Origin of the sequence: Bradyrhizobium sp. 87, from assembly GCF_023073015.1 — a bacterium.
In the GTDB taxonomy this organism is placed as follows: domain Bacteria; phylum Pseudomonadota; class Alphaproteobacteria; order Rhizobiales; family Xanthobacteraceae; genus Bradyrhizobium; species Bradyrhizobium canariense_D.
This window is the reverse complement of sequence record NZ_JADPIQ010000148.1, coordinates 415,548-428,143: the sequence shown is the minus strand read 5'-3', so window position 1 is coordinate 428,143 and position 12,596 is coordinate 415,548. Positions and strand designations below refer to the sequence as shown.

Sequence of the window (12,596 nt, the reverse complement as noted above, 5' to 3'; positions counted from 1 at the left end):
CGGCTACTCGTGGCGGTGCAAGTCCGGCCTCTCCGTATCACTGTTTGGAGAGGTCTACATCGCCTTTCCAAGCAAAAATGGCAACTGGCGGGGGCCTCTGACGGTTCCTTGGGACCAGGTCACCGTGCCTGCCGGATCGAGGGCGAAGTCCGGAATGCGCTTCAGCCATTCCTCCAGCGCAACCTGCATCTCCATGCGCGCAAGGTTCGAGCCGACGCAGCGGTGGATGCCGAGGCCGAAGGCGGCGTGGCGGTTCTCGCGGCGGTCAATTACGACCTTGTCAGCATCCGGAAACATTTTCGGATCCCGGTTGGCGGCCGGGAAGGACAGCAGCACCATGTTGCCTGCCTTGACCGGGCAGCCCGAAATCGTGGTCTCCTTGACCACTTCGCGCGCCATCGTCACCGGCGAATAGGCGCGCAGCAGCTCCTCCACCGCGGTCGGGATCAGCTCGGGCTCTGCAACCAGGCGCTCGCGGTCGGCGGGCGTCCGGGCAAGGTGCCAGAGCGAGGAGCCGATCGCGCTCCAGGTGGTGTCGATGCCGGCAATCAGGAGCAGGCGCAACGAGCCCAGCACATGCGAATCCTCGAGCGGATTGCCGTCCTTGTCCCTGGCATTCATCAGGTAGGAAATCAGATCGTCGGTTGGCTTGTTCTTGCGCGCTTCGATATGGGCGCTGAAATAGGCGCTCATCTCGTGCACCGCCTGGAGCAACGTGTTTTCGTCCTTGATGCCAAGTTCCAGGATCATGTGGATCCATCGGATGAAGAGATCGCTGTCCGTCTCGGGGATGCCGAGCATGTGTGCGATCGCGCGAACCGGAATGTGCTTGGTGTAGCGCTCTGCCGCGTCAAGTCGGCCTTCAGTGATGAAGCCGTCGATCAACTCGTTGCAGATCGCGCGCACCCGCGGCTCCAGCTTCTTCATCGCGTCCGGCGTGAACGGCGGCAGCAGCAATTGCTTGGCTGGCTTGTGCACCGGCGGATCGGACGTGATCGGCGGGGCGGAGTTTCTGCTGGTGATCTCCGGCCGAACGTCCCGGACGATGATGCGGCGCGAGGAGAAATGCTCGCTGTCGTTGGCGATCTCGCGCACTGCCTCATAGGTCGTCGGCATGTAACAGCCGAGGAAGCGTTCGGTATGCACGACCGGGCTTGCGGCGCGCAGCTCGTCCCAAATCGGGAAGGGATCTTCCGTCCATTGCGGATCGGTGTGGTCGAAATCATGGACCCAGTCGGTCACGGGCGGATGGGCGGTGGGCTGGCTGATGTCGGACATCTCGAAATCCCTTGAAATCCCTTGGGGGCTCGTGGTCGCGGAAGGCACGCGGGCAGAAGCGGGCGCGCTACTCCTCGATCACGTCGATCGCGATTTCCGGGCAATTGGACTTGGCGAGCCAGGCCTTGTCTTCGAGGCCGGGCGGGACCGTGCCGTCGCCGGCTTCGTGGGCGTTGCCGTATTCGTCCAGCTCGAACAGCTCCGGCGCCAGCGCCTTGCAGCGCGCGTGCCCCTGGCATTTGTCGGGATCAACGTGAACCCTCAGTCGCTCTGTCATGGCGGCTTCCTCGATCGTGTGCACTCCGGCCCGAAGGCGGCGCGCGCTCCCATTTGAGTTTTTGTTCAAGTTATAGGCTATTACATTCGCCGGCAGGCTTCCCCTGTCAAGCGCAAACTTATAGGCTCTGCGCAACATGCGTTCACAACTTGCCCGCAAGCCCGAGAATACCTACCACCACGGCGATCTCCGCGACGCCTTGATCAAGGCCGCGCTGCGCGAAGCCGAGCAGGGCGGGACGGAGGCGATCAGCATCAAGGCGCTGGCAAAGCAGCTGGGTGTTTCGCAGCCGGCGCCCTACCGGCATTTCGCCGATCGCGAGGCGCTGCTTGCGGCGGTGACGGCGGAGGCGTTCCGGCAGCTCAACGGGATATTGCGGGCGGCGATGGCAAAGCCGTCGAAGCGGTCGAAGCTGTCGCTGCTGGCGCAGGCGACGCTGGATTTCGGCTTACGCCGCAATGGCATCTACCGCTTGATGTTCGCCTCGCGCACGGTGTCGTGTGCGGCGAAAGGCAGCGAGCTGCACGAAGCGACCCGCGAAACCTTTGCGCTCGTGGTCGACGCATTGGAAGCCCCGGCCGTTGATTATCTGCGCGAGCGGCAGGCGCTCAAGATCTGGGCGGCGGTGCACGGCGTGGTGATGCTGGCTGAGCAGGGACTGTTCACCGGCGAGGCGGCCCATGCCACGCGCGAAGACCTGGTCGAGGATTTTGTCAGTGAAACCAAGGCCGCGCTTGCGGCGGCGATCAAAGGCGCGCGGCGCCGGAAACAGGCTGGCGCTTAAGCCCTCGCCGCCAACAGCTTCATCAGCTTCTCGACGGCGCTGTCGGGCGTGGTCACGACAGGGCGGCCGGTGGCTTCTGCCACGAGAGGCGCGGTTGCCGCGATGCTGAACTGCGCGAGCGCGACGACGTCGCAATCGCGCAAATCGCGTGCGGCTTCCACGATCAGCCGGTCATGCGTAGCGCGGTCGCCACGGTCGAGCGCGGCCAGCGCGCCTTCGGCGAGTTTCGGCACGATCTGGACGGAGGCCGGAAATTCCGGCGGCATCGAAGCCAGCGTCGGCGGGAAGGTCGAGAGCAGGCCGATCCGCCGGCCCATCGTCATCGCGCGCTCGATCATGGCTTCGTTCGGCTTGAGCACCGGCATCGGCGCATGTGCGCGCGCAACCGCCTCGATGCAGGAACCGAAGGCCGAGCAGGTGAACAGGATCGCGTCCGCGCCTGTCGCCGCGGCGTAGTGGCCGAGCGCAAGAAAGCGTTCGGTCATGGCATCGTTGAGCTTGCCGTCACGCGCCAGATCCGACGACAGGCTGTCGTCGAGCAGGTTCATCAGCCGCGCTTCCGGCCACACCTTCGCGAACGCAGCTTCGATCGGGGCGATGGAATGCTTGAGGGCGTGGATCAGCGCGATGCGAGGAGACTTCGTCATTGAACGTTACCTGATGGAAGGTCGCGAGCCCCGGACGCAACGCGTCCGGGACACGCAAAACGTTTACTTGAACGGCACCGCGTACATCAAGCCGCCCTTGCTCCAGAGACCGTTGAGGCCGCGCTCGAGCTTGAGCGGGCTCGCCTTGCCGACATTGCGCTCGTAGATCTCGCCGTAATTGCCGGTGGCCTTGATGGCCGTGACCAGCCATTTGTTGTCGAGCCCGAGCCGCGAGCCGAGATCGCCGGAGGCACCGAGCAGGCGTTGGATCGCGGGCGTCTGCGACTTCGCCATCTCATCGACATTGCCTTGTGTGACGCCGAGCTCTTCGGCCTCGATCAAGCCGTAGTGCAGCCAGGTGATGATGTCGCTCCAGACCTCGTCGCCATTGCGGGTGAAGGGGCCGAGCGGCTCCTTGCTGATGGTCTGCGGCAGCACGACGTAGTCGGCCGCGTTCGGCGCCGCGGTCGTCACGGCGCCAGCAAGCGCGGAAGCGTCCTGGGTCATGGCATCGCAGCGGCCGCCGAAGAAGGTCTGGTACATGGTGTCGACGCGGTCGAACACCAACGGCTTCCAATCGATGCCGTTGGCGCGGCCGTAATCGCCGAGCGTGACCTCATGCGTGGTACCCTGCGCGACGCAGACGGTGGCGCCCTTGAGGTCCTTGATCTCCTTCACGCCGAGGTCTTTCTTCACGACAAAGCCCTGACCGTCGTAGAAGTTGATTGGACCTTGCCGCAGGCCCAGCGTGACACCGCGCAGATAGGTCTGCGTCGAGTTGCGGTAGAGCACGTCGATCTCGCCGGACTGGAGCGCGGTGAAGCGGTTCTGCGCGGTCAGCGAGACGTAACGCACCTTGCTGGCATCGCCGAGCACGCCGGCGGCGAGCGCGCGGCAATAATCGACGTCGAGACCCTTGTAGTTGCCTTGCGAATCCGGTGCGGAGAAGCCGGCGAAACCGGCGCTGACGCCGCATATCAGCGTGCCGCGGCTCTTCACCGTGTCGAGCGTTGCCGCCGACGCCACCACCGTCGACGCCGCGAGCACGCCGGCTATGATAACCACTTTCCTCATCATGCTTTTCTCCCCTCAGTGATTGACACGACGCAATACGCTGTCGACGGCCGTGCCGAGCTTGTCGACGATCAGATCGATCTCCTCCGCGGAGGTGATATAGGGCGGCGCCAGCAGCACGTGGTCGCCACGGATGCCGTCTGCGGTGCCGCCGCCGGGATAGCAGCCGAGGCCGTTGGCGAAGGCCTCCGCCTTGATCTTCTGATTCAGCTTCAGCGCGGGATCAAACGAGGTTCGGCTGGCGCGATCGGCGACGAGCTCGATGGCCCAGAACAGGCCGCGGCCCCTGATGTCGCCGATATGGCGGTGATTGCCGAAGCGCTCGGTGAGCCGCTGCTCGAGCTGCTTGCCGCGCTCCTTGACCCGGTCGAGCAGGCCGTCCTCGCGGATCACGTCCTGCACCGCGAGCGCGGCGGCGCAAGCGAGAGGGTGCGCCAGATACGTGTGGCCGTGCAGGAAGGCGCCCGAACCTGAGCGGATTGTGTCGATGATCCTGCCGCTCGCGAGCATTGCACCGATCGGCTGGTAGCCGCCGCCGAGACCCTTGGCGATCGCCTGGATGTCGGGTGCCACGCCTTCCTGCTCCCAGGCGTGCGTGGTGCCGGTGCGGCCCATGCCGCTCATGACCTCGTCGAGGATGAGCAGCGCGCCGTGTCGGTCGCAGATCTCGCGCACCGCCCTGAAGTAGCCGTCCGGCGCCGTGACGGCACCTGCGGTGGCGCCGACGACGGGCTCTGCGAGGAACGCGGCGACGGTGTCGGGGCCAAGCCGCTGAAACTCGGCTTCGAGTTCGGCGGCGAGCCGCGCCACGAACTGCGCGTCCGATTCACCATCGTGCTTCTCGTGATAAGCGAAGGCCGGGGTCACATGGCTGAAGGCGTCGGAGAGCAGCGGCGCATAGGGCGCACGCCGCCAGGCATTGCCGCCGGCGGCCAGTGCGCCAAGCGTGTTGCCGTGATAGCTCTGGCGCCGAGCGATGAAATGCTGCCGCTGCGGCTCGCCGCGTTCGATGAAAAATTGCCGCGCGAGCTTGATGCTGGCCTCGATCGCTTCCGATCCGCCGCTGACGAAATAGGCGTAGGCGAGGCCACCGGGCTCGTGGCCGACCAGCGTCTCGGCAAGCGCCTCCGCCGGCTCCGACGAGAAGAAGGCTGTGTGGGCATAAGCGAGGGTCGAAGCCTGCTTCGTGATCGCTGCGATCACGCGTGGATGCTGGTGGCCGAGGCAAGAGACCGCCGCGCCGCCGGAGGCGTCGATCACGCGGCGTCCGTCCTCGGCAAAGAGATAGACGCCTTCGCCGCCGATTGCCTTGGGCGGCGTTTCGCGCAGCGAGCGATGCAGCACGCGGCTGGTGCGGGCGGCCATGGGTCAACCTTTCTCTGATACGTAAGTTGAAGCCGCGGCCAGCCGGGCCTCGGTATTCTCCAGGCGCTTTTTCGCGGCCGTGCCGCCGAGCGAAAACGTCACGGCGGCGAGCGATTGCGCGATCGCGATGGCGCCGGTGAGGCTCGGGAAAAAGCCGGGAGAGGAGGCCGCCTCGAACAGCAGCACGTGGTCGGCACCTTCAGCCATCGGCGCCGATGGGCTATCGGCGATCGCGATCAGGGCCGCGCCGGCGCGATAGGCGGCCTGCGCGACCCGGACGCTCGCGTGGGTGTAGGGCATGAAGCCGATGACGATGACGGCCTCGCCGGGCCGGAACGCGCCCATATCGAGATCGTCGGGGCCGGACGCGCCGACGAGCTGCACCTGTTCGGGACGAAACAGCCGGAGCTCGTAGTTCAGCAATTCCGCGACGCTGCGGCAGCTTCGGTAGCCGGTGATCCAGATCCGCTTGGCGTGGTGGAGTGCGCGCGCCGCCTCCGCGATCGGCCGGGCCGGGATGCGCGGAAGGCCGGCGGCCTCGGCCTCCAGCTTGTCGGTGATGAGCGCGACATCGGCGTTCGGGCCGTGGCAGCGGCCCTTGGCGCGGCCGGAGAAAGGCGCTAGCTGCGAGGGCCGCCGCGCCTCCGTCAACGCCGCGCGCAATTCATCCCAACCCGAATAGCCGATCGCCTTGGCAAGCCGCGTGAACGCGGCGGGATCGGCGCCGGCAACCGCTGCGAGATCGCGCATCGAACGCGTGGTGGCGTCGTAATCGTTGGCTGCGACGAAACGCCCGACCTCCTGCAACCGCATCGGAAGCGATGGCAATGCAATGCGCAGTTCGCTCAGTGGCGAGGATTTCGCGGGCTCGGCCATGAAACATTTGTTGCACGAAGCTGAGTTTGGTGCAACAGTTGACGTGCGCTGCCGGAAATCGCCGTCTTGAGAAGGATTTTTGTGCTGTGACGTCAGACGGTCCGAGACCGCCGCCGCGCCGTCGCTTCTTCGGCGCCTTCGGGCAGCGCGAGCTGAAAGGCCTGTTCTGGCAGGTTCTGGTGGTGGGGATCGTAGTCGCGGTCATCGTGTTCCTCTGGTCCAACACGGTCACCAATCTCTCCGTGCGCCGCATCACGACCGGTTTTGCCTTCCTCGGCCGTGAGGCCGGCATGCCCATCGCCGACAGCCTGCTCGCCTACAATCCGAGGGACTCATATCTCTGGGCCTTTGTCGTCGGCATCGCCAATACCCTGCGCGTCGCCGTGATCGGAATCGTGCTTGCAACGATCCTGGGCACGGTGATCGGCATCTCGCGGCTGTCGGCCAATTGGCTGCTGTCGCGGCTCGCCGCGGTGTACGTCGAGACGCTCCGCGACATCCCGCTGCTGCTCCAGCTCCTGTTCTGGTACGTGCTGATGCAGGCGCTCCCGGCCGCGCGCGCGGCATGGCGGCCGATTGAGGGCGTGTTCCTGTCCAATCGCGGGTTGATCCTGCCGGCGATTCCCATCGGGACGCCGCAGCTTTGGGTGCTCGGCACGGCAGTGCTCGGACTTGTCGTGTTCTATGTGATCCGGCGGCGGCTCATCGCGCAGCAAATGCGCGACGGCAAGCCGCGGCCGGCCTGGCCTTTTGCACTCGGCTTGCTCGTTGTGCTGCCTGCGGCGGTGTCCGTGCTGCTGGGCGTGGCCTGGACGATCGAATGGCCTGAGTTGCGCGGCTTCAACTTCGTCGGCGGACTGACGCTCGCGCCGGAATATTTCGCGCTGCTGATCGCGCTCGTCACCTACACCTCGGCCTTCATCGCCGAGATTGTGCGCAGCGGCATCCAGTCGGTGCCGCGCGGCCAGTGGGATGCCGCCAACGCGCTGGGACTGCGCCGCAGCTTCATGCTGCGGCAGATCATCCTGCCACAGGCGCTACGCGTCATCGTGCCGCCAATGACGAGCCAGTACCTCAATCTGACCAAGAACTCTTCGCTCGCGGTGGCGATCGGCTATCAGGACGTGGTCTCGATCGCCAACACGACATTGAACCAGACCGGGCAGGCGATCGAGGCCATTGCCTTGATCATGGCGGTGTTTCTCACCATCAGCCTCGGCATCAGCTTTTTCATGAACTGGTACAATTCGCGCATCGCGCTGGTGGAGCGCTGACCATGACGGCGATCGCCGACATTCCGGAAGCACCGCGCGCCGCCCGCCGCCCGCAGATTGGTAACCCGGTGCTGCGCTGGCTGCGCACCAATCTGTTCTCGTCGATCCCGAACGGCATCCTCTCGGTTGTGTTGCTGGCGGTGCTCGCAAAGGGCCTTTTCAGCTTCGTGCAATGGGGTATCGCCAATGCGGTCTGGGTCACCCCGGCGAACGATTCCAGCGCCTGCCGCGCGGTACGCGGACTCGGTGCATGCTGGGCAATCATCCCCGAAAAATACCGCTTCATCCTGTTTGGCACCTATCCGTTCGACGAGCAGTGGCGGCCGGCACTGGCGGTGCTGCTGTTCATCGCCCTGTTCTATCTCTCCAGCCGCCGCGCCTTATGGCGACGCGAACTGGCCTATCTCTGGATCGGAGCGCTCGCGCTGATCAGTATGCTGATGTGGGGTGGCATACTCGGTCTGTCGTTCGTGTCGCAGGACCGTTGGGGTGGTTTGCCGGTGACGCTGATCCTGGCGACCTTTGGTCTGGCCTTCGGCTTCCCGCTCGGCATCCTCGTCGCACTAGGCCGGCGCTCAAAACTGCCGGCGATCCGCTCGCTCAGCGTGCTCTATGTCGAGCTGATCCGCGGCGTGCCGCTGGTCAGTCTGCTGTTCATGGCGAGCGTGATGTTTCCGCTGTTCATGCCGAACGGATTCAACATCGACAAGCTCTTGCGCGCGCAGGTCGCGATCATCCTGTTCGCGGGTGCCTATCTTGCCGAAGTCATCCGCGGCGGCCTCCAGGCCGTGCCCCGCGGGCAATACGAGGCCGCCGAGGCGCTCGGCCTGTCCTACTGGCGCAAGAACCGGCTGATCGTCCTGCCGCAGGCGATCCGTCACGTCATCCCGCCGCTGGTCAACACCTTCATCGCCTTCTTCAAGGACACCAGCCTCGTTCTGATCATCGGTATCTTCGACCTGCTCACCACGGCCAAGACCGCGATCATCGATCCGGCGTGGCAGCAATTCTCCGTCGAAGTCTACATCTTCGTCGCCGTGATCTATTTTGTCTTCTGCTTCGCGATGTCGCGGTATAGCCGGAGCCTGGAGGCGACGAGCGGAAGGTGAAGGCCGCGCGTGTTCCGGACAAGGTGCGGCGCAAAGCGCTGCACCGCAGAGCCGGGACCCAGGGATACACGGGAAGTCCTGGAGACTTGGGCCCCGGCTCTGCAGCGCACCGCCGAAGAGGCGCTGCGCCGCGTGCGGGGCACGAGAGCGGGAACCTAGTTCTTCACCCGCGGATCAATCGGCGTCGTGCCACGCACGCCCAAAATATCCTCCAGCGTCTTCGCGCCGGCGATCACCTGCGCATCCGCGCGCGGAGCCCCGACGACCTGCAGGCCGACCGGAAGTCCCGATGCGGTGAAGCCGCACGGCAACGACAGCGCGGGACAGCAGGCGAGCGTGATGGCATAGACGATGCCGAGCCACTCGACGTAATTGTCGAACTTCTTGCCGGCGCATTCGGCGACATAACGGTGCTCGATCGGGAAGGGCGGCACGATCGTGGTCGGTACCAGCAGCAGATCGTAGCGCTTGAAGAACTCGATCGCACGCGCTGTCATGCCGACGCGCTGCGCCTCGGCGCGTTCGAGCTGCTCGGTCGTGAGCTTGAGGCCTTCCTCGATGTTCCAGATCACCTCGGGCTTGAGCAGGTCGCGCTTGGTGCGCAGCAGCTGCGCCTTGCTGATCGCGAAGTCGAACGCGCGCAGCACGTGGAAGCACTCATGCGCATCGCGCCAATCCGGATGCGCCTCCTCGACGATGGCGCCGGCTTCGGCAAAGCGTTCCGCCGCTTTCCGCGTGATCGCTTTGACTTCGGGATCGACCGGTGTGATGCCGAGATCCGCCGAATAGGCGATGCGCTTCGGTTTGCTGCCTGACTGCGCCGCCGAGAGAAACGACGTCAAGGGCGTCGGCAGCGACAGCGGGTCGGCGGCATAGTCGCCGCTCATGGCGTCGAGCAGCAGCGCGAGATCCTCGACGTTGCGTGCCATCGGACCGACGACGCCGAGGTTACGATCGATGGCCGCTTTCGGCGTGTGCGCGACGCGGCCGATGCTCGGCCGCATGCCCACGACGCCGCAGAAAGCTGCCGGACTGCGCAGACTGCCGCCCATGTCGGAGCCTTGCGCGAGCCAGGCCATGCCGGTGGCGAGCGCAACGGCCGCGCCGCCTGACGAGCCGGCTGCCGATTTGGACGTATCCCAGGGATTGAGGGTTGCACCGAACACCTCGTTGAAGGTGTTGGCGCCCGCACCGAATTCCGGCGTGTTCGACTTGGCATAGACGACCGCGCCGTTGGCCTCGAGATTTTCGACCAGGATGTCGGACGTCGCCGGGATGTTGTCCTTGAAGATCGGCGAGCCCTGTGTGTTCAGCACACCTGCAACATCGGTCAGATCCTTGATCGGCACCGGCAGGCCTGCGAGCAATCCGCGCGCACCGGCCGGCTTCCGCATCAGCGCCTTTGCGCTATCCCGCGCGCGATCGAAGCACAGCGTCGGCAGCGCGTTGACCTTGCCATCGACTTCGGTGATGCGCTTCTCCAGCACATCCAAGAGCTCCAGCGGCGAGACGTCGCCGGAGCGCAGCTTGTCGACGACGGCGCAAGCGGATTCGCGGATCAGGTCCTGAGACAACTATTCTACTCCTGTGCTTATTTTAGGCGTTATTGCGAGGAGCGAAGCGACGAAACAATCCAGACTTTTGCCGCAGATACATTCCTGGATTGCTTCCGCCTTCGCTAAAGCTTCGGCGGACAAGTCGCTGCGCTCGCAATGACGAGGATAAGTTAACCCCATCCTGCGCTGATTCCGCCATCCACCGTATAGATGACCCCCGACGTATAGCCCGCGCGATCCGACGCCAGGAACGCCATGAGATCGCCGATCTCGCGCGCATGCGCAGGCCTGCCGAGCGGCAGGCTCTTCTGGAATTCCTTGTAGCGGCTCTCGTCGCCGAACTGGTGGTTTGCCCGCATCTTCAGCAGGGTGACGTGACGGTCAGTGCCAACCGGGCCGGGATTGATGCCGACCACACGGATGTTGTCGGCGAGGCTCTTGCCCCCGAGCGCGCGGGTGAAGGCCATCAGCGCGGCATTGCCGGCGCTGCCGCAGATGTAGTTGGCGTCGAATTTCTCGCCGGCGGCGCCGATGTCGTTGACGATCACGCCGCCGCCCTTCGCCTTCATCTGCGCATAGATCATACGCGTGAGGTTGATGTAGCCGAACACTTTCAATTCCCAGGCGTGCCGCCAGGTGGCCTCGTCGATCTTGTCAATGGAGCCGGCGGGAATGTCGCCGGCATTGTTGACGAGCACGTCGATGTCGGCGGCTTCCTTGGCGAGGCGCGTCAAATCCTCGCTCCTGCGCAAATCCACAATGCTCGTGGCGGCATCGATCTGGTGCGCCGAGCGCAAGCGCTCGGCCAAAGCCTTGAGCTGATCGCCATTGCGGGCGGCGAGGAGGAGATGACAGCCTTCCTCGGCAAAGGCCTCGGCGGCGGCTGCGCCGATACCCTTGGACGCGCCCGTGATCAGGACGCGCTTGCCACGCAGGTGCAGATCCATGGGAGTTACTCGCAGGAGAGGAACGGGAATAAAATCAGTAGGCGGTCGGCCGCGCCATGGTCAACATTGCAGTGCAGCGTTGCACTGCCGTCGCGTTTGGTCCATTGCAGTGCGGTCAAAAAGACGGCGGCTGCCGGACCAATCAAGGACGTTCTCGATGAGCAAGAAACAATACCGGATCGCGGTCATTCCCGGCGACGGCATCGGCAAGGAAGTGATGCCCGAGGGCCTGCGCGTTCTGGAGACCGCGGCGAAGAAGCACGGCGTGTCCCTTCATTTCGATCATTTCGACTTCTCGTCGTGGGACTATTACGAGAAGCACGGCCAGATGATGCCGGACGATTGGAAGGATCAGATCGGCAAGCACGATGCGATCTATTTCGGCGCGGTCGGCTGGCCGGCCAAGATTCCGGATCACGTCTCGCTCTGGGGTTCACTGATCAAATTCCGCCGCGAGTTCGACCAATATGTGAATTTGCGCCCGGTGCGGCTGATGCCGGGCGTGCCGTCGCCGCTGGCCAACCGCAAGCCCGGCGACATTGATTTCTGGGTCGTGCGCGAGAACACCGAAGGCGAATATTCCTCCGTCGGCGGCCGCATGTTCCCGGACACCGACCGTGAATTCGTGACGCAGCAGACGGTGATGACCCGCATCGGCGTCGATCGCATCCTGAAGTTCGCATTCGAGCTCGCGCAGTCGCGGCCGAAGAAGCACCTGACCTCGGCGACCAAGTCGAACGGCATCTCCATCACCATGCCCTATTGGGACGAGCGCGTGGAGGCGATGGCGAAGAAGTATCCAAGCGTGAAGTGGGACAAGTATCACATCGACATCCTGACCGCGAACTTCGTGCTGCATCCGGATTGGTTCGACGTCGTGGTCGGCTCCAATTTGTTCGGTGACATCCTGTCGGATCTCGGCCCGGCCTGCACCGGCACCATCGGCATCGCGCCGTCCGGCAACATCAACCCCGACGGCAATTTCCCGTCGGTGTTCGAGCCGGTGCACGGCTCGGCGCCCGACATCGCGGGGCAGGGCATCGCCAATCCGATCGGCGCAATCTGGTCCGGCTCGATGATGCTCGAGCATCTCGGCGAGAAGAAAGCCGGCAAGTCGATCGTCGATGCGATCGAGCGCACGCTGGCAGAGCGCACGCTCCGCACCAAGGATCTCGGCGGCAATGCCGACACTACGGCTTGCGGCAAGGCGGTCGCGGATATGGTGGATTAGAGCGCTGCTTTCCCTCCCCCCTTGTGGGGGAGGGTGGCTTCGATGCGAAGCATCGAAGACGGGTGAGGGGTTGTCTCCGCGGAGACAGACCTCTCAATTGTGCATTTCCCTTCGCGGACAGAACCCCTCATCCGGCGCTTCGCGCCACCTTCTCCCACAAGGGGAGAAGGGAAGAGCA

The 12,596-nt window shown here is 64.6% G+C and carries 12 protein-coding genes; 4 read left to right on the top strand and 8 right to left on the bottom strand.

What is annotated here, in order from left to right; genetic code table 11:
* Positions 1 to 54: 54 nt before the first annotated feature.
* On the bottom strand, positions 55 to 1,278 hold the full coding sequence (locus IVB50_RS40415; RefSeq protein WP_018457008.1) for a cytochrome P450: 1,224 nt from the start codon (positions 1,276 to 1,278) through the stop codon (positions 55 to 57).
* A gap of 67 nt (positions 1,279 to 1,345) precedes the next feature.
* The gene (locus IVB50_RS40410; RefSeq protein ID WP_007607931.1) at positions 1,346 to 1,555 is read right to left on the bottom strand and encodes a ferredoxin; all 210 of its coding nucleotides are present in this window, start codon (positions 1,553 to 1,555) and stop codon (positions 1,346 to 1,348) included.
* 136 nt (positions 1,556 to 1,691) lie between these two features.
* Between IVB50_RS40410 and IVB50_RS40405 the strand changes: the two genes are divergently transcribed.
* On the top strand, positions 1,692 to 2,339 hold the full coding sequence (locus IVB50_RS40405) for a TetR/AcrR family transcriptional regulator (protein WP_018457006.1): 648 nt from the start codon (positions 1,692 to 1,694) through the stop codon (positions 2,337 to 2,339).
* Here the strand turns inward: IVB50_RS40405 and IVB50_RS40400 are convergent.
* The 4 genes from IVB50_RS40400 to IVB50_RS40385 all read right to left on the bottom strand — a co-directional run bounded on the left by IVB50_RS40400 (position 2,336) and on the right by IVB50_RS40385 (position 6,301).
* The gene (locus IVB50_RS40400) at positions 2,336 to 2,986 is read right to left on the bottom strand and encodes an aspartate/glutamate racemase family protein (RefSeq protein WP_018457005.1); all 651 of its coding nucleotides are present in this window, start codon (positions 2,984 to 2,986) and stop codon (positions 2,336 to 2,338) included. The two genes, IVB50_RS40405 and IVB50_RS40400, sit on opposite strands and share 4 nt — an antisense overlap.
* 63 nt (positions 2,987 to 3,049) lie before the next feature.
* The gene (locus IVB50_RS40395; RefSeq protein WP_085352170.1) at positions 3,050 to 4,063 is read right to left on the bottom strand and encodes an amino acid ABC transporter substrate-binding protein; all 1,014 of its coding nucleotides are present in this window, start codon (positions 4,061 to 4,063) and stop codon (positions 3,050 to 3,052) included.
* A 12-nt stretch (positions 4,064 to 4,075) separates the two neighbouring features.
* Complete coding sequence (locus tag IVB50_RS40390) at positions 4,076 to 5,425, bottom strand: aspartate aminotransferase family protein (protein WP_018457003.1); 1,350 nt, start codon at positions 5,423 to 5,425, stop codon at positions 4,076 to 4,078.
* Between the two features lie 3 nt (positions 5,426 to 5,428).
* Entirely contained in the window at positions 5,429 to 6,301 is an 873-nt protein-coding gene (locus IVB50_RS40385) for an SIS domain-containing protein (RefSeq protein ID WP_018457002.1), read from the bottom strand.
* Positions 6,302 to 6,387: 86 nt separating this feature from the next.
* On the opposite strand from IVB50_RS40385, the gene IVB50_RS40380 reads away from it, so the two are divergent.
* Together IVB50_RS40380 and IVB50_RS40375 are read left to right on the top strand one after the other, a co-directional pair.
* Positions 6,388 to 7,575 carry an ABC transporter permease subunit gene (locus tag IVB50_RS40380; protein ID WP_018457001.1) on the top strand — a complete coding sequence of 396 codons (1,188 nt, stop codon included), beginning with the start codon at positions 6,388 to 6,390 and terminating at the stop codon, positions 7,573 to 7,575.
* 2 nt (positions 7,576 to 7,577) lie between these two features.
* Positions 7,578 to 8,684, top strand: a complete 1,107-nt coding sequence (locus IVB50_RS40375; RefSeq protein WP_018457000.1) for an amino acid ABC transporter permease — start codon at positions 7,578 to 7,580, stop codon at positions 8,682 to 8,684.
* 155 nt (positions 8,685 to 8,839) lie between these two features.
* On the opposite strand, the gene IVB50_RS40370 is transcribed toward IVB50_RS40375, so the two are convergent.
* Entirely contained in the window at positions 8,840 to 10,258 is a 1,419-nt protein-coding gene (locus IVB50_RS40370) for an amidase family protein (RefSeq protein WP_018456999.1), read from the bottom strand.
* A 152-nt stretch (positions 10,259 to 10,410) separates the two neighbouring features.
* Positions 10,411 to 11,187, bottom strand: a complete 777-nt coding sequence (locus IVB50_RS40365; protein ID WP_018456998.1) for an SDR family oxidoreductase — start codon at positions 11,185 to 11,187, stop codon at positions 10,411 to 10,413.
* A gap of 157 nt (positions 11,188 to 11,344) precedes the next feature.
* Between IVB50_RS40365 and IVB50_RS40360 the strand changes: the two genes are divergently transcribed.
* Positions 11,345 to 12,418, top strand: coding sequence for a tartrate dehydrogenase (locus IVB50_RS40360; protein ID WP_018456997.1), 1,074 nt, complete (start codon positions 11,345 to 11,347; stop codon positions 12,416 to 12,418).
* Positions 12,419 to 12,596: the final 178 nt, after the last annotated feature.